Raw genomic sequence first — 16,719 nt, forward strand, 5'->3', positions numbered from 1 at the left:
CCCTGAGACGACCACTAATAGATGGTCGGGTCGCGAACGAAGCGTCAGGGGCGGAAGACCCGAGTCAGCCCCGGCCGCAGATGCTTCGCCATGTCCGCTGCCTGCGCCTCCCATAAACGACCTCAAAGCCATCAATACCATCAGTGTAATCCCTTCCCTCATCTTCGTCTGCCTGAACTAACCCGCAACCCACCAGTATCAATGATTGTTTTGATTGTATTAATGGTGATAAGTTGTCGATCACCTGGCTCGCACCAGGGAACTCACGCGACCACGCCAGTGATCGCGAACTAATGGGACAGCTGTGAATAAGGGGCGTGAAATGGCACTGCGCACAATCACCGGTCATCTGGCTAGCTGGGGCTCTATTGAGGAAAACCAGAACGGAGCCAGGCATTACTCGTATCTGCGCTTCAACACCGAAAGCGGAAGCGACGGCTACTGCGAGGGCGTGATGACGTTACCCGTCTTGGACTCCCTACTCCGGAATCGCGAGACCCAAACTTTCTTCTTCGCAGAAGTCAGATTTCCTCGATTCTTCGGCAGTGCCAAGCGACATGTGCTCTATGCCGTCCGCAGCCCGGGCCGCACGACTGAAACCGTCGAACAAAGCTGTCGTCTGGTGTCACAGCAAAAGGTCGAAGCGTTCAAGCTGCTTTTCTATGGCCTGTTCCTGCTGCCGCTTTACGGATTCGGATTGCTGCTTTGGATTTGGGCGGTGAGGCTGTTGGCCGTGCGACTGCCTGCCACGGCCATGTCACAGGAGTTACGGCGCTCCTCGACCTGAGTCCACCTTCATTTCGGAGCAGGAGGCTCTATGGATGAGGAAAACACCAAGCACCTTTGTGCGGCCTACCCCGAGCTTTACGGCGACGACTTTGCATTTGCTTGCCCGGACAGCTGGACTCCACTGCTCGACGATTTCAGCAAAGCGCTGCTTGAGCACATCCGCGCCACAGGACTCACCTTGACCATTACTGATGTGAAGGAAAAGCGCAGCGAGTTAAGGATCTACGCGGACGGAACGGATGCAATGGCAGATGAAATCATTGAAATCGCTGAGCAACGCTCTCGGCATATTCCAGCTGATGAACACCCCAATTTGAGCCGGCAGGGATTCTGACGTGGTGATCCTCTACCTCGATTTTGATGGCGTCCTTCACCACTACGACGTCTATCTCGACCATCGCAACCGAGCCGTTCTCCGCGGCATGGGCACGCTATTCGAGTACGCCTCGAGACTCGAAAGCATCTTGGCGCCCTACCCCGACTTCAAGATTGTGTTGTCGACAAGCTGGGTAAGGGTCAAAGGCTTCCAATACGCCGCAGATCGACTACCTGAAGGGTTGCGAAGTCGGGTCATTGCCGCGACATGGCACAGCAAAATGACCGAGGACGATGAACTGCTCTATTGGTGGCTGAATCAGTCAACCCGGTACCAGCAGATCATCAAAGACGTCCGCCACCGCATGCCTGAAGACTGGCTGGCGATCGATGACGATGCCGAAGGCTGGCCAACACAAGCCAAGCGTCACCTCATTACGTGCAACCCAATCCTTGGGTTGAGCGAACCCGATGTCCGAATGACGCTGGAGCAGCGATTGGCCCACATGTCCAAGAATCGCTGACAGACCTGCGCCGCTATGTTGGTCTTTCTCGATACCGAATACACCGACGAACACCGGCGCGACCTGGTGAGCATTGGCATGGTCACCGAGGATGCTCAGCGCTCGCTCTACCTGGAGCGCACCGACTTCTCGCGCACTTGGTGCAACCATTTTGTGGTGGCCAACGTGCTCCCACATCTGGGCAATGACCCTGTGGCGCTTTGCATCACGCCGGAACTTGGTCAGCGACTGCACGCCTGGTTTCAGGTGTTGCCGCGTCGCGTGCAGCTTGCCTGCGATTCGCCCATCGACCGCGATCTTTTAAAGACGGCCATGGGCGGCGCAATGCCGGCCAATGTGAACCCGCTCCCCTATGACCTTCGCCCGCTGATTGATACGACCGTATACGACAAAGCGGTGGCTCGCTACCACGAGCACCCAGCCCATCCGTGGCATCACGCTTTGCACGACGCCTACGCCCATCGTGCAGGCTGGCTGGCGTGGACGGATCGCAACCGGGCAGGGAGGACGTAGCCGTGGATCTGTTCTTAGATTGCGAATGGGCGGACGTACTCGCCTCCGAATTGGTTTCGCTGGCTCTTGTCAGCACGGATCGCCAGCACGTTTTCTACGCCGAGCGCGACCCCTTGCCGGTCGACCCGACGCCATGGGTGACGACCGTGGTTTATCCGCTGCTCGATCGAGGCCCCTCGGCCATGAGCGACGCGTTGATGACGCGCCGGCTTCGTGAGTTCCTAGCCAGCGTGGAGCGCCCCCGGATTTGCTACGACTTCGGCGCCGATCGCGCCTTGTGCCAATACGTCATCAATGGCTTTCAAACGTCCAAGCCCGACGAGCCGGTCCCGGCGGACTTACGCTGGCAATTTTTCGAAGACATGCGTGAACCTATGGTCCGATGGTGGGGAAGCCATCCCGAAGAGCAGGTGCGTCGTCACCATGCACTTGTCGATGCGCACGCCCTGCGGTCCGCTTGTCTGAGCCTCTGGGGCATTTGAGCATGGGGCGCGGCGTGCGCGCCCCGCAATTCAATTTTAGCTTTGTGCTCAACGAGCCATGCGCCGTGCCGGCTGATGGCCGGCGGCTTTGCGGCTATGCCGAACTGTGGCCACTTCGCTGGCCACGGCAGTGACGCCCACGTCGCCCTCACCTGCGGCCGTACGGCCATAGTGCTGGCTTGCCGTCGCATTGCTGCCATGGCCCACCAAGGCAGCGATTTCCTCTTGTGCGCGTGATCCAGACTTCGCATTGGCGACAAACTGGTGTCGAGAGCTATACATGGATGGGTAGCGCTTGCGCTTGCCAAGGCAGCGCCGCACCACCTTGCCCATATACAGGCGAAGCTGGTGCATATGGCGATCGAAGTCATACTCAGGATCGCTCTCAAAGTTCACGAGCATGTGCAGCATCTCGTCCAGGTGGCCAACCTGCTCCGGCGACAGTCGATCCACCAGCAGATGACGGTGCGATCCGTTGGCTCGGCCGTTGGTGTGCTTCGCATTACCGACCCTGAGAGCAAGACTCCCACGAAAGTCGACAAGACCTGCCGACTTCCACTCGGCAGGGCGCAGTCCTACCAGTCGATTAGCCCTCAAGAAGGTCAGCAACGCGTTGGCATGTCGGTGACCATGTTTGCCGCCAATACGCGATTCCAGATAGTTAGCTACGATCTCGAAATCTGCGGCAGGAAAGGCTTTCGCCTTCTGACCTGACGTCTGATCACTCTGTTTCAGGCAGCCTGATTGGCTCTCTGCTCGTAGCCTCGCGATCGCCTCGTGTAATTCCTCGACCACAACACCCTCGATCGCCACCTCAAGCTCTTCTTCGAGCACGAACAGGAGCGAGCTCTTGTATTGGCGCCAAGTACCGCGCGCAATGGCCTTCTTCTCCAGACGGCGGAGTGTCTCCCGTCCAGTCGACATGACCGATTTCGTAGCCAGATCCCGACTTGCCTCCCGACGATCAATCAAGTGCTCAACGAGCGCCAGAGGTGACACCAATTGTGGGTTTTTGACGCCAAGTGGTTTAGCCACCTGACGGCGGATCTGATCTACCCGGCGCCGATAGTCGTCAGTTGTTTTCGCCGTCCGATTCGGTGTCATAGCTCCTGCCTGGTACCGCGTTTGGCCATGTCTGTTGACGATGGACGAGACTCGTTTTCTGGAAGCGTACTTGGTGCCGAAAATCATATCCGCTCCCCACGTTACTTATACTCATAGAACTCGCATAAGTAACGCTCTCCATCTGGCACCGAACAAATCATCTGCGAAAACATTTCGCGCAAAAAGTGGAAGCGACTGGGTCAACCGTGGCCCACTTACTTCGGTGATGTCGGTGCGTTTGGCTAACGATGGCCCATCTATTTCGGCGATGTCATTGCGCTGGGCCAGCGATGACCCATCTTTTTCAGCGATGTCATTGCGCTGGGCCAACGATGACCCATCTTTTTTCGACGACGTCATTGCGCTGGGCTAACGATGGCCCATCTATTTCGGCGATGTCATTACCCTGGGCCAACAATGGCCCACCTATTTCGGTGATGCCATTGCGCTGGGCTAACGATGGCCCATCTTTTTCAGCGATGTCATTGCGCTGGGCCAACGATGACCCATCTTTTTCGACGACGTCATTGCGCTGGGCCAACAATGGCCCACCTATTTCGGCGATGCCATTGCGCTGGGCTAACGATGGCCCATCCATTTCGGCGATGTCACTCCCCTGGGCCAACAATGGCCCACCTATTTCGGTGATGCCACTGCGCTGGGCTAACGATGGCCCATCTATTTCGGTGATGTCACTCCGCTGGGCCACCAATGCCCCATCTATTTCGGTGATGCCATTGCGCTGGGCTAACGATGGCCCAACTATTTCGGAACCGTGATGCCTGAGCTACGGCTCCGCCGCAACTAACCCATTGCCCCCATCACGCTCCCGCAAAATCGAATGAAAGCAGCCAAAGCTTGTGGTTCTCGCTCCAAAGCTTTTTTCCCCTCCGCCACGGCAGAAGCCAGGCGCGAGTTATATCCGCCCGCTGCAGCCCGTGCGACGCGCTGACAGTGGCGGTCTATTTTCTTTGCAAGGTCGTAGACAAGAGCTTCCTCCCTGGAACCATATCCATCGATTCCGAGCGCATCGCAGATCTGACCTGGCAAGGATTCACGCAGGCCACGAATAGACTCGTTCGGTTTATGTCGAACACTCAAGCTGGACCTCCAAGATCTCGCTATGTCGCACAAACTTGTTGAATAGCCTCCGACGTTGCCGGAAGCCCGCCACACTCGTTCTAGCTGCAACAACACCGACTCATGTGCTTTGCCTCCCCGCGTGCCGTCTGCACGTCTTACGGCTTCACCTTGCGGCAGCCCCGCATCCATTTCAAGCCAAATCCAATTTTCTGTAGCTTCAGCGTATGTCGGCGTCTGTTTGGTACCGGCTTAATGTCCCACGCGCTTACGTGTGTTTGCTCTCGCGTTACCTCACGCGACACCCACTGGTGAATTTTCCGCTCCGTAGGTAAAGCCTCGCCAAGAGCTACGCGGCGCGATGCGCCGCGTGGGTCAATGCCGCACGACGGCGGAGCCGTCGCACGACATCGACCGAATTTCGGGCTGGCGGAGATACGGAAGGGCTGATCGAAGCGAAGCGAGGCTCTTGTAACTGTGTCTCCGTAGGTGTGTCTCTATATATCCCCCCCTATCACCATCCCATGGCTGGCCATCCCCTCGATTTAAGGGGATGGCGGATGCCCCGACCTAATCTAAGGGGATTGTCTGGCCTGGCTGTTGCGGATCCTCATATGCGTGGTGGATCCACTGCCACTTGCCGTTCTCGTGCCGTTGCCGTTCGGCTCGATAGTAGCCGTGGGCCTCCAACTCCCGCCGGGCTCGCACCCACTGCGCCTCGCTGATGTGCATGGAGCCCATGACGTGCGATATCCGAATATCCCAGGACTTCCCGTCGACCTTTCTTCGGGTACTGAGATCGTGCGGATGGATCCGGACTAGTCGGGCCAAAGGTGTCAGTGGTCGAGCCGGGTCGTACTCCGCGATGCCACGCCGCGGCATGAAGAAGCCTGCGCTGCCGCCGGAGTGATATTTGATCTGCGCATCCCGGGCCTTAGCCATGGCGAACCTCCGACCTGCCACGGGCCGGATTGGCCTTTGGCGGTCGGCCGCGACGGCGCGGCAACTGCTGGGGCGATTGCGCCTGCTCAGGCATCGACGGGACGACGGCGGCAGCAAGCCAGGCCATCACGTCATCCTTTCGCCAGAGCAACCGCCTCTGCCCAGGAAGAACACATCGCGGCGGAAGGCGATGGGGCGCCCGTGAGGCGTCATTGCGGATCGTATGTTGTGGGCGATGCAGCAAGGCGGAGAGGTCGTCTATGTCAAACATCTCGCAAGCAAGGGCAGCAGAGCGCTGGGCGCGCACATCGCACTTGGTATCGGTGGCAGTCATGCAAATCTCCATGCAGCCACACCCAAAGGGTATGGCGGATTGAGATCTGCGGAAGCCCACCTTGCTCGAACGAGCGGGGGCCAAGGTTTTGCTCAGGCCAGCCCCCAGCGGACAGGGTTTCCCCTGCGGGGCTACGCCCCATTGACTGCGCTCTCCCTGCCGTGACGTTGTAAACCCAGGCTCTCTACTGGGAGTCACAGACCTCGGCCGCCTGTTTTGGCTGGCCTAGGGCGGGCCGTTACCGACCCCTTTCCTCATGGGCAAGGCTTTTCCGCTTCCCCTACCACACTTGTTGGACTCGCACCCAGCCAATTGCCTCGCATCTAGCCGGGCATTGCAACCAACTCGCGCCATCAATCTATCTCTGTACTCGTCACTGTTCAACACACGATCGATGCAACGCGGCGTGGCGTCGCCACAAATTTGCCACACGAACAGTGACAAATAGTGGGATACAAAGAAAAACAGCGGTATACGCTGGTGTGCGTATACCGCTGTTTTTCTTCAAAAATATGGTGCCGGAAATAGGAATCGAACCTACGACCTACGCATTACGAATGCGCCGCTCTACCAACTGAGCTATTCCGGCGAGGAACCGCCAATTCTACGGAGCCGGGGCGGGCCATGCAAGACGTCGGCGATCAGAGGCTCGCCGAAGCATTCCCGCTCAGGCGCAGCTCCTTGGGCAGGGCAAACGTGATCGTTTCGGGCTCGCCGTCCAGCTCGCGCACCGCGCCGGCGCCCCAGGACTGCAGGCGGGCGATCACGTCGCGGACCAGCTTCTCGGGTGCCGATGCACCGGCGGTCAGGCCGATGCGGGTCACTCCGTCAAGCCAGCGACGCTCGATATGCTCGGCGCCATCGATCAGGTAGGAGCGCACGCCCTGCTTTTCCGCCAGTTCGCGCAGGCGGTTGGAGTTGGAGCTGTTCACCGAGCCCACCACCAGCATCAGGTCCACGGCGTCGGCCAGGCGGCGCACGGCATCCTGGCGGTTCTGCGTCGCATAGCAGATATCGTCCTTGCGCGGCCCTTCGATATCGGAGAATTTCTCCCGCAATGCCTCGATGATGGCCTTGGTGTCGTCCACCGACAGCGTGGTCTGGGTCACGTAGGAGAGGTCGTGCGGAAACGCCGGCGCGAGCTCGGCCACGCCTTCCACCGATTCGACCAGCAGGATCTCGCCGGCATTGGCGGGGTTCCACTGCCCCATGGTGCCCTCGACCTCCGGGTGGCCGGCGTGACCGATCAGCACCACGCTGCGGCCGATGCGACCCAGCCGCGCGACTTCCATGTGCACCTTGGTCACCAGCGGACAGGTGGCGTCGAACACCTTGAGACCGCGCTGGTCGGCTTCCCCGCGCACCGCCTTGGAAACGCCGTGGGCGCTGAAGATCACCGTGGCGCCGTCGGGCACTTCGCTCAGTTCCTCGACGAAAACCGCGCCATCGGCGCGCAACTTGTCCACCACGTAGCGGTTGTGCACGACTTCGTGCCGCACGTAGATGGGGGCGCCATAGGATTCGAGCGCGCGTTCAACGATGGCGATGGCGCGATCCACGCCGGCACAGAAGCCACGGGGATTGGCGAGCAGGATGTCCACGGAAACTCCGGCGGGCGGTTCGACGATCAGGGCTGGATTATCGCATGGCCATCGCGGCCGTACGTGACGCCGGGGTTCAGGTCTTCGGCTTGCCCTGGAACATGCCGAAAACCAGCAGCATGACGGCACCCACGGTGATCCCACAGTCGGCGAGATTGAACACCGGATAGTTCCACTGGCGGAAATACACGTGGATGAAGTCCGTCACCTGCGATGCGTGCAGGCGGTCGATGAGGTTACCCAGCGCACCGCCCACGATCAGGCCCAGCGGTGCCGCCGTTTTCCAGTCGCCGCGCGCCGTGCGGGCAAGCCAGACGACCAGCACGCCGCTGATCACCACCGCCAGCAGCACGAAGAACCAGCGCTGCCAGCCGTCGCTGCTGGCCAGGAAGCTGAAGGCGGCGCCCGTGTTGAACGCCAGCGTCCAGTTGAGGAAGCCGGGAATCACCGGGTGCGGCGTGCCGGCGGGCTGCAAGGCGCCGAGGGCCCACCACTTGCTCAACTGGTCGAGCACGATGACGGCGATGGAGAGCACGAGCCAGGAAAGGGCGTTGGGTTTGGGATTCATGGGCACCGGTCTAGCGAGCGTTTACTCCCTCTCCCCTTTGGGGAGAGGGCTGGGGTGAGGGGCCAATCTTGCGAGAGTGTGGGGGCAAGCGATATGGCCTCGAATGAAGCCCTGCCGCGAGCACCCGCCCCTCACCTTGGTCCTCTCCCCTCCGGGGAGAGGAAGAAGCGTTGGACTGAGGTCAGAACCAGCGACGATCCTCACCCGGACCTTCCACATTGCTGATGCAGCGATCGCACAGCTCCGGATGCGCGGCATGCGTGCCGACGTCGTCGCGACGGTGCCAGCAGCGCACGCACTTGGCCGCGTCGCTCACCGTGGCCGAGACCCATACGTCGGCGCCTTCCAGCTCCGTCAGCACGGCATCGGCCGGCTGGCCACCGGCCAGGTCCAGGCGCAGTTCCGAAGTGATGAAGAAGAAGCGCAGCTCCGACACCGCCGGCTGGTAACGCGCCACGATGGCCGGGTCCGCATGGATGGCCAGCTTCGCCTCGAGCGACGCACCGATCTGCTCGCTCTTGCGCATGCCCTCGAGCACGCGCGAGGCGGTGTCGCGGATGGCCAGCAGGTCGGACCAGTAGCGGCGCTGTTCGGGGGACGACTGCGTGGCGGCCAGGCCGTCATACCAGGTTTCGAACAGCACGCTTTCGCTGCGCTTGCCCGGCAGGTTCTGCCAGATCTCCTCGGCGGTGAAGCTCAGTACCGGCGCCAGCCAGCGCACCAGCGCCTCGGCAATGCGGTACATCGCGCTCTGCGCGCTGCGGCGACCGTGGCTGTCGGTCGGCATCGTGTAGAGGCGGTCCTTGGTGATGTCGAGGTACAGCGCGCCTAGCTCGTTGGTGCAGAAGTTCTGCACGCGCTGCACGATTTCCGGGAAGTCGTAGCGGTCGTAAGCCGCCGCCACCGCCTGCTGCACGTCGTACGCCTGTTGCACGGCCCACTGGTCCAGCAGCAGGCTCTGTTCCACCGGCACCAGGTGCCTGGCCGGATCGAAACCGTCCAGGTTGCCCAGCAGGAAGCGCGCAGTGTTGCGGATGCGACGGTAGGTGTCGGACACGCGCTTGAGGATCTCGTCCGACAGCGACATCTCGTTGCGGTAGTCGGTCGAGCAGATCCACAGGCGCAGGATGTCCGCGCCCAGCGTCTTCATGATGTCCTGCGGCTCGATGCCGTTGCCCATCGACTTGGACATCTTGCGGCCCTGCGCGTCCACGGTGAAGCCGTGGGTGAGCACGTCCTGGTACGGCGCGCGCGCGAACATCGCGGCCGACGTGAGCAGGGACGACTGGAACCAGCCGCGATGCTGGTCCGAGCCTTCCAGGTACATCACCTTGTAAGTGGCCGCGTCGCCCTGCTGCAGCTCGGGGCGCTGGCCGACCACGGTGAAATGGCTGGCGCCGGAATCGAACCACACGTCGAGCACGTCGAGGACCTTTTCGTAGTCCTTGGCCTGGTCGCCGAGCAATTCAGCCGCGTCGAGCGCATACCACGCATCGATGCCGCCCTGCTCCATGCGCTTGGCCACCTGCTCGAGCAGCGCCACGCTGTCCGGGTGGGGTTCCTGCGTGCCCTTGTGCACGAACAGCGCGATCGGCACGCCCCAGGTACGCTGGCGCGAGATGCACCAGTCGGGACGATCGCCCACCATGCCGGCGATGCGCTCCTCGCCCCAGCCCGGCACCCAGCGGACCTGCTTGATCGCATCGAGCGCGGTCTGGCGCAGGTCCTTCTGCTCCATGCTGATGAACCACTGCGGCGTGGTGCGGAAGATCACCGGCGTCTTGTGGCGCCAGCAATGCGGGTAGCTGTGTTCGATTTTGGCGAAGGCGAGCAGCACGCCGCGCCGACGCAGCAGTTCGACGATGGCATCGTTGGCCTTCCACAGGTGCTGGCCCGCGATGACGGTGCCATCCAGTGCGGCCGGCGTGTCGGCGCGATAGGTGCCGCGAGCTTCGGTGTAGTTGAGCGTCTCGATGCCGTACTTGCGCGAGACGACGAAGTCCTCCACGCCGTGGTCAGGCGAGGTATGCACGGCGCCGGTGCCGTCCTCGGCCGAGACATGCTCGCCGATCAGCACCGGCACTTCGCGCGCATAGAACGGATGCTTCAGCAGCGTGCCTTCCAGCGCCTGGCCGGCGACATGGCCGAGCACCCTGGCGTCGCCTTCGATGCCGTAGCGATGCGCCACCTTTTCCACCAGCGCACTGGCGACCGCCACCAGCACGCGCCGGCCGTCGCGCGGAGCGGCTTCGATCAGCGCGTATTCGAGCTCGCCGCCGAGCGACACGGCCAGACTCTCCGGCAGCGTCCACGGCGTGGTGGTCCAGATCGGAATGGCCACGATGGCATCGCCCGCGTCCACGGCAAACTTCTGCGCGAGGGCCTTCGGGTCGACTGCGTCATAGGCGACGTCCACCGCCGGCGAGGCCTTGTCGGCGTATTCGATCTCCGCTTCGGCCAGTGCCGAGCCGCAGTCAAAGCACCAGTACACCGGCTTGGCGCCGCGCACGACATGGCCGTTGGCGACGATCTTCGCCAGCGCGCGCACCATGTCGGCTTCGTACTTGTAGTCCATCGTGCGATAGGGGTTCTGCCAGTCGCCCAGTACGCCCAGTCGCTTGAAGTCGGTGCGCTGCAGGTCGATCTGCTGCTGCGCGTACTCGCGGCACTTCTGGCGGAACGCGGCGGCGTCGAGCTTGTCGCCCACGCGCCCGAATTTCTTCTCCACCGCCACTTCGATCGGCAGGCCATGGCAATCCCAACCGGGCACATACGGCGCGCGGTAGCCGGCCAGCAGGCGCGACTTCACCACCACGTCCTTGAGCACCTTGTTGACCGCATGGCCCAGATGGATCGCGCCGTTGGCGTACGGCGGGCCATCGTGCAGCACGAACACCTTGTCGCGACCGGCCGCGCGCTGCTGGATCTGCGCATAGCGGTCCACCTGCTCCCACTCGGCCAGCCACTTGGGCTCGCGCTTGGGCAGATCGCCCCGCATCGGGAATTCCGTCTGCGGCAGGTTGATGGTGTTCTTGTAGTCCTGGGTCATTGCCTGAGTGCCGTCGGGTTGTGCGTGGCGCCGCACCGCGTCGCCGTGGATCTTGCTGTCGGCGCTGCCGCCGGGCCGGCGGAAACGCAAACGTTACCGGATTTGCCCCGGCTACGCCTCGCTGAGGCGTGGATTCATGCCCAGCAGTTCGCGCGCCTGGCGGGCATCGAACGCCATCTGGGCGGTCAATGCGTCCAGGCCGTCGAATTTCTGCTCGTCGCGCAGCTTGGCGACGAACTCCACCGCCATGCGCTGGCCGTACAGATCGCCGTCGAAATCGAACAAATGGACTTCCAGCAGCGGCTCGGCCACTTCGTTGACGGTCGGTCGCACGCCCACGCTGGCCACGCCCGGCCAGCTGCATTCGCTTTCGCCCAGCCCCACGCGCACGGCGAAAATGCCGTGGACCGGGCTGGTGCGTTCACGCATGTGGATGTTGGCGGTGGGGTAACCCAGGGTGCGGCCGAGCTGGTGGCCGTATTCCACCTTGCCCTCGATCACGAACGGACGGCCAAGCAACGGTGCCGCCCCGGCAAATTCGCCGGCAGCCAGCAGCATGCGCACGCGCGTGGCCGAGACCCGCGCGCCGTCCAGCGAGACCGCAGGCATGGTGCGGGCCACGAAGCCATTAGTCGCACCCATCGAGCCCAGTAAGGCGACATCGCCGCCGCGCTTGTGGCCAAAGCGGAAATCGCCACCCACCCAGACCTCGCGCGCGGCCAGCCGGTCGACCAGCACGCGGCGCACGAAATCCTCCGCCGACATCGCCGTCAAGGCGCCGTTGAACCGAAGCAGCAGCACTTCCTGCATGCCGGCGGCGTCAAAGCCACGCAGTTTCTCGCGCACGCTGGACAGGCGCGGCACCGGCTCGGGGGAAAAGAACGCCCGCGGCAACGGCTCGAAGCTCACCGTCACCGGTGTCAGTCCGAGTTCGTCTGCTCGTTCGCGCACCTGCGTCAGCAAGGCCTGGTGACCCCGATGCAGGCCATCGAACGCACCGACGGCCACCACACTGCCGCCGGGAGCCAGGCAGGTGCCGGCGACATCCCTGGAAAGTCTCATCATCGAGCGAGTATAGCGGCTGCGCGCCCCGCCCCGCCTCGTCCCGGGCTCACACGCCGTGCAGTTCGCGCAGGCGGAACCCCGCCGCGAACAGGGTCGCGACATAGGCGCCGCCACCGGCCGCCACCAGCACCGCCAGGTGCCATACGCGGGTCCACTTCGGCGCATCGGTCCAGTCCGGCCAGATCCACATGCCCAGCAGCAGGACGACGATCATCACCGCGCAGGCCAGACCCAGCCGCAGCATGTGGCGCGACCAACCCGGCTGGCGCTGATACACGCCCGCCTGCCGCAGCCAGCGCCACAGCAAGCCCAGGTTGATATAGCTGGCCAGCGCACTGGCCATGCCCAGCGCCATGTGCAGGCCCGGCACGGCCGCCAGGCCGTCCAGCCAAGGCAACTGTTTCTGCGCAGGCGTGGCCCACAGGCCGAACAACAGCGCCACGAACACCACGTTGAGCACCATGTTCGCCACCAGCGACGCCACGCCAGCGCGCACCGGCGTCCGGGTGTCCTGGCGCGCATAGAAAGCGGGCAGCGCCACCTTGACCAGGGCGAACGCCGGCAGGCCGAAGCTCAGTGCCGTGATCGACAGCGTCGCCATGCGGGTGTCGAACGGCGTGAACTGGCCGTGCTGGAACAGCGTGGCCACCAGCGGCTTGGCCAGCAGCATCAGGGCGAACATGGCCGGCACCGCGATCAGCAAAGTGATGCGCAGACCCCAGTCCAGCGCACTGGAAAAACCGTCCCGGTCGGTGGTGACGTGATGACGCGACAGCGACGGCAGGATCACCGTACCCAGCGCGACGCCGAACAGGCCCAGCGGCAATTCAAGGAAGCGATCGGCCTGCGACAGCCAGCTCTGCGATCCGGTCATCAGGTAGGCCGCGATCACCGTGTCCAGCAGCAGGTTGATCTGCGCCACCGAGGAACCGAACAGCGTCGGCACCATCAGCTTGAGGATGCGGCGCACATCGGGATGGCTCCAGCCCCAGCGCGGCATGGCAAGCAGATCCAGCCCGCGCAGCGACGGCAGCTGGAACAACAGCTGCAACACGCCGGCGAGCAGGATGGCCCAGCCCATCGCCATGATCGGAGGATTCAGATGGCGCGACAGCCACAGCGCGCCGCCAATCATGCACAGATTGAGAATCACCGGCGTGAGGGCCGGCAGCGCGAAGCGATGGAAACTGTTGAGCGCGCCGCCGGACAGAGCCGTCAACGACACGAACAGCAGGAACGGAAACGTCAGCCGCAGCAGTTGCGTGGTCAGTGCGAATTTTTCCGGCGTATCAGCCGCGCCCTGCGAGAACAGCGACGCCACCTGCGGCGCCAGGATCACTCCCAGCGCCGTGATCACCAGCAGCACGCCGCCCAGCGTGCCCGATACCCGCGACATCAGCTGTTTGAGGTCCTCGTGGCTGCGCTTTTCCTTCACTTCTGTGAAGACCGGCACGAAGGCAGTGGAGAACGAACCCTCGGCAAACAGGCGACGCATGAAATTGGGAATGCGGAACGCCACCCAGAATGCGTCGGTGGCCGCGTTGGCGCCGAACGTCGCATTGATGGACATGTCCCGGACCAGACCGAGTACGCGTGAAATCATGGTCATGCTGCTGAACGACAGCAGCCCACGGAACATGCTGGGAGACTTCATGCCTCTGGCGACGCCTATGCTTGAGTGAACACCAGGCCTCGTCGACACCGACTCCCTGCCCGGAACGGCGCATAGTGTGACAGCGCTTGTGGGCGAGATCACGGCTCAAACATGGCATAATGCCGATTCCCCGCTCGCCCCTGACGCCCCCCACAGACGGCGCCGCAGCGGACGGGACACCTTGACAAACGGCTAAGCTGTTGACGCTGCGGCGCATTGGCCGCATAATTGCCGTCTTTTTCCAACCCAGCAATTCCGGAGTTCTACCTTGGCCAACATCAAGTCCGCGAAGAAGCGCGCGCGCCAGTCCGAGCAGCGCCGCCTGCGCAACGTCAGCGCCCGTTCCATGGTGCGCACCGCCCTCAAGAAGGTCGTCAAGGCCATCGAGGCCAAGGACAAGGCTGCTGCCGTCGAGGCTTTTGCCGCCGCGCAGCCGGTCATGGACCGCTACGCCGCCCGCGGCCTGATCCACAAGAACAAGGCCGCTCGCCACAAGAGCCGCCTCAACGCGAAGATCCGCGAGCTGGCGTAAGCCAGCTTCTGCGGGACCATCGGGTTGGCGAAAAAGCCGGCGCAAGCCGGCTTTTTTGTGTCTGACGAAAGGCGGCCCGGCGCAAGCCCACCCAAGCCGTCATTCCCGCGAAAGCGGGAATCCAGTGCCTCTTGCTCTAGTACGGCGCCACCAAGGCGCTGCCCCTCTTTCGGGGGGATGACGAGCACAGGAGCGAACATCGCTTATTGCCCAGCGCCCGAGCGAAATTGGAAATCCAGACGTTTCGGGCTGCCGGATCGCGGCAAAAAAGAAGGCGGCCCATGGCCGCCTTCTTTCACATTTCGATGCCGCAACGGCAGCGTTATTCCGCTGCACCATCCCCACGCAGGCGCACATCGCCCGGCAGCATGTCGTCGCGTTCCTCGCGCGCCATGTGCTCGTCCGCCAGGAAGCGCCACACCTGCTGGCACACCGGCAGCGTGTTCTCGCGGGCGATCGCCGAAACCAGGAACCACGGCTGCGTCCAGCCCAGGCGCGCGACGATCTCGGCCGCCACGGACTGGCGCTCGTCTTCCGGCAACACGTCGGCCTTGTTCAGCACCAGCCAGCGCGGACGCTCCAGCAACTCCGGATCGAACTTGGCCAGCTCCTGCTCGATGGCATGGACCTGCTCGACCGGATCGGATTCGTCGATCGGCGCGATATCGACCACGTGCAGCAGCAGGCGCGTGCGCGACACATGGCGCAGGAACTGGATGCCCAGGCCGGCGCCGTCCGCCGCGCCTTCGATCAGGCCGGGAATATCGGCAATCACGAAGCTTTGATCGGTGCCCAGGCTGACCACGCCCAGGTTGGGATGCAGCGTGGTGAACGGATAGTCGGCCACACGCGGGGTCGCCGCTGAAACCGCGCGGATGAAGGTGGACTTGCCTGCATTCGGGAAGCCCAGCAGGCCCACGTCGGCCAGCAGCTTCAGCTCCATCTTCAGCTCGCGCACGTCGCCCGGCGTACCCGGCGTGGACTTGCGCGGCGCACGGTTCACCGAGCTCTTGAAGTGGATGTTGCCCAGGCCACCCTTGCCGCCCTGCGCCACCAGCAGGCGCTGGCCGTGCTGGGTGAGGTCACCGATGGTTTCGTCGGTATCGACGTTGGTGACCACGGTGCCCACGGGCACGCGGATGAAGGTGTCCTCACCGCCCTTGCCGTACATCTGGCTGCCCATGCCGTTCTGGCCGCGCTCGGCCTTGAACATGCGCTGGTGGCGGAAGTCGATCAGGGTATTGAGGCCTTCGTCGGCCACCAGCCACACGGAGCCGCCGCTGCCGCCGTCACCGCCGTCCGGGCCGCCGAAGGGAATGAATTTTTCGCGACGGAAGCTGATGCAACCGTTGCCGCCGTCACCGGCCTGGACCTTGATGATGGCTTCGTCGACAAATTTCATGGGGGGTTCCAGGGGTGATCTACGGGGAGCGGGTGCAGCTCGCTGCATCATAAGGGATTGCCGGAGCGGCTTATTTCCGCTCCATTCCCTGACCCTCTCGCAAAAAAACAAAGGCCCCGCCAAGGCGGGGCCTTCGCTGCAGCATCGGCGGGGAATTAACCCTTGATGACGCTGACGAAGCGACGGTTGTTCTCGCCGCGAACCTTGAACTCGACGGTACCGTCGACCAGCGCGAACAGCGTGTGATCACGACCCAGACCCACGCCCTGACCGGCATGGAACTTGGTGCCGCGCTGACGCACGATGATGTTGCCGGCTTCGATGGCCTGGCCACCGTAGATCTTCACGCCGAGGTACTTCGGGTTCGAATCGCGACCGTTGCGGCTGGAACCTACGCCTTTTTTATGTGCCATGACTCAATGCTCCAGTTGCTCAGGCGTTGATGCCCGTGATCTCGACTTCGGTGAAATGCTGACGATGTCCCTGCTGCTTCTTGTGGTGCTTGCGGCGACGGAACTTGATGATGCGGATCTTGTCGGCACGGCCGTGCTTGCGCACGGTGGCGCTGACGGTGGCACCGGCCACGATCGGGGCACCGACGGTGATCGACTCACCGGCGCCGACCAGCAGGACCTGGTCGAAGGTGAAGGCGGCGCCTTCTTCGGCGTTCAGCAGCTCCACGCGCAGGACGTCGCCCTGCTGAACGCGGTACTGCTTGCCGCCGGTCTTGATGACTGCGTAACTCATGGGAATATCCCTTCTGTC

General features: G+C 62.8%; 18 protein-coding genes and 1 tRNA gene. 6 read left to right on the forward strand and 13 right to left on the reverse strand.

The window, feature by feature from the left end; all coding sequences use genetic code 11:
• Positions 1–322 precede the first annotated feature (322 nt).
• Genes ACXU4B_RS06115 through ACXU4B_RS06135 form a run of 5 tightly spaced genes read left to right on the forward strand, consistent with a single transcriptional unit; the run spans position 323 to position 2,623 of the window.
• Positions 323–787, forward strand: coding sequence for a hypothetical protein (locus tag ACXU4B_RS06115; RefSeq protein ID WP_131408707.1), 465 nt, complete (start codon positions 323–325; stop codon positions 785–787).
• A gap of 30 nt (positions 788–817) precedes the next feature.
• The gene (locus ACXU4B_RS06120; protein WP_131408709.1) at positions 818–1,123 is read left to right on the forward strand and encodes a hypothetical protein; all 306 of its coding nucleotides are present in this window, start codon (positions 818–820) and stop codon (positions 1,121–1,123) included.
• Position 1,124: 1 nt separating this feature from the next.
• Positions 1,125–1,628, forward strand: coding sequence for an HAD domain-containing protein (locus tag ACXU4B_RS06125; protein ID WP_131408711.1), 504 nt, complete (start codon positions 1,125–1,127; stop codon positions 1,626–1,628).
• 15 nt (positions 1,629–1,643) lie between these two features.
• Positions 1,644–2,141, forward strand: a complete 498-nt coding sequence (locus tag ACXU4B_RS06130; protein ID WP_131408713.1) for a hypothetical protein — start codon at positions 1,644–1,646, stop codon at positions 2,139–2,141.
• A gap of 2 nt (positions 2,142–2,143) precedes the next feature.
• Positions 2,144–2,623, forward strand: a complete 480-nt coding sequence (locus tag ACXU4B_RS06135; protein WP_131408715.1) for a hypothetical protein — start codon at positions 2,144–2,146, stop codon at positions 2,621–2,623.
• 48 nt (positions 2,624–2,671) lie between these two features.
• Here the strand turns inward: ACXU4B_RS06135 and ACXU4B_RS06140 are convergent, their stop codons facing one another.
• The 10 genes from ACXU4B_RS06140 to murJ all read right to left on the reverse strand — a co-directional run bounded on the left by ACXU4B_RS06140 (position 2,672) and on the right by murJ (position 14,020).
• Positions 2,672–3,814 (reverse strand): hypothetical protein, encoded by a 1,143-nt coding sequence (locus ACXU4B_RS06140; RefSeq protein WP_131408717.1) that lies wholly within the window; start codon positions 3,812–3,814, stop codon positions 2,672–2,674.
• A 226-nt stretch (positions 3,815–4,040) separates the two neighbouring features.
• Positions 4,041–4,436 carry a hypothetical protein gene (locus ACXU4B_RS06145; RefSeq protein WP_131408719.1) on the reverse strand — a complete coding sequence of 132 codons (396 nt, stop codon included), beginning with the start codon at positions 4,434–4,436 and terminating at the stop codon, positions 4,041–4,043.
• Positions 4,437–4,531: 95 nt separating this feature from the next.
• Entirely contained in the window at positions 4,532–4,828 is a 297-nt protein-coding gene (locus ACXU4B_RS06150) for a hypothetical protein (RefSeq protein WP_131408721.1), read from the reverse strand.
• Between the two features lie 549 nt (positions 4,829–5,377).
• A complete protein-coding gene (locus ACXU4B_RS06155; protein ID WP_131408723.1) occupies positions 5,378–5,749 on the reverse strand; it encodes a hypothetical protein in 372 nt (123 codons plus the stop codon).
• A gap of 847 nt (positions 5,750–6,596) precedes the next feature.
• Positions 6,597–6,672 (reverse strand) — tRNA-Thr (locus tag ACXU4B_RS06160).
• 52 nt (positions 6,673–6,724) lie between these two features.
• On the reverse strand, positions 6,725–7,684 hold the full coding sequence (ispH, locus tag ACXU4B_RS06165; protein WP_131408725.1) for a 4-hydroxy-3-methylbut-2-enyl diphosphate reductase: 960 nt from the start codon (positions 7,682–7,684) through the stop codon (positions 6,725–6,727).
• Positions 7,685–7,760: 76 nt separating this feature from the next.
• Complete coding sequence (gene lspA, locus ACXU4B_RS06170) at positions 7,761–8,252, reverse strand: signal peptidase II (RefSeq protein ID WP_131408727.1); 492 nt, start codon at positions 8,250–8,252, stop codon at positions 7,761–7,763.
• A 181-nt stretch (positions 8,253–8,433) separates the two neighbouring features.
• Positions 8,434–11,301 carry an isoleucine--tRNA ligase gene (gene ileS / locus ACXU4B_RS06175; RefSeq protein ID WP_131408729.1) on the reverse strand — a complete coding sequence of 956 codons (2,868 nt, stop codon included), beginning with the start codon at positions 11,299–11,301 and terminating at the stop codon, positions 8,434–8,436.
• Positions 11,302–11,412: 111 nt separating this feature from the next.
• A complete protein-coding gene (locus tag ACXU4B_RS06180) occupies positions 11,413–12,366 on the reverse strand; it encodes a bifunctional riboflavin kinase/FAD synthetase (RefSeq protein WP_131408731.1) in 954 nt (317 codons plus the stop codon).
• A gap of 46 nt (positions 12,367–12,412) precedes the next feature.
• Positions 12,413–14,020 (reverse strand): murein biosynthesis integral membrane protein MurJ, encoded by a 1,608-nt coding sequence (gene murJ, locus ACXU4B_RS06185; RefSeq protein WP_131408733.1) that lies wholly within the window; start codon positions 14,018–14,020, stop codon positions 12,413–12,415.
• A 268-nt stretch (positions 14,021–14,288) separates the two neighbouring features.
• Between murJ and rpsT the strand changes: the two genes are divergently transcribed.
• On the forward strand, positions 14,289–14,552 hold the full coding sequence (rpsT, locus tag ACXU4B_RS06190; RefSeq protein ID WP_017460878.1) for a 30S ribosomal protein S20: 264 nt from the start codon (positions 14,289–14,291) through the stop codon (positions 14,550–14,552).
• A 322-nt stretch (positions 14,553–14,874) separates the two neighbouring features.
• Here the strand turns inward: rpsT and cgtA are convergent, their stop codons facing one another.
• The 3 genes from cgtA to rplU form a co-directional block, all read right to left on the reverse strand.
• Entirely contained in the window at positions 14,875–15,954 is a 1,080-nt protein-coding gene (gene cgtA / locus ACXU4B_RS06195; RefSeq protein WP_131408735.1) for an Obg family GTPase CgtA, read from the reverse strand.
• 155 nt (positions 15,955–16,109) lie between these two features.
• Complete coding sequence (rpmA, locus tag ACXU4B_RS06200; protein WP_131408737.1) at positions 16,110–16,367, reverse strand: 50S ribosomal protein L27; 258 nt, start codon at positions 16,365–16,367, stop codon at positions 16,110–16,112.
• 19 nt (positions 16,368–16,386) lie between these two features.
• On the reverse strand, positions 16,387–16,701 hold the full coding sequence (rplU, locus tag ACXU4B_RS06205) for a 50S ribosomal protein L21 (RefSeq protein WP_038616498.1): 315 nt from the start codon (positions 16,699–16,701) through the stop codon (positions 16,387–16,389).
• Positions 16,702–16,719: the final 18 nt, after the last annotated feature.

This window comes from Dyella soli, from assembly GCF_054482295.1.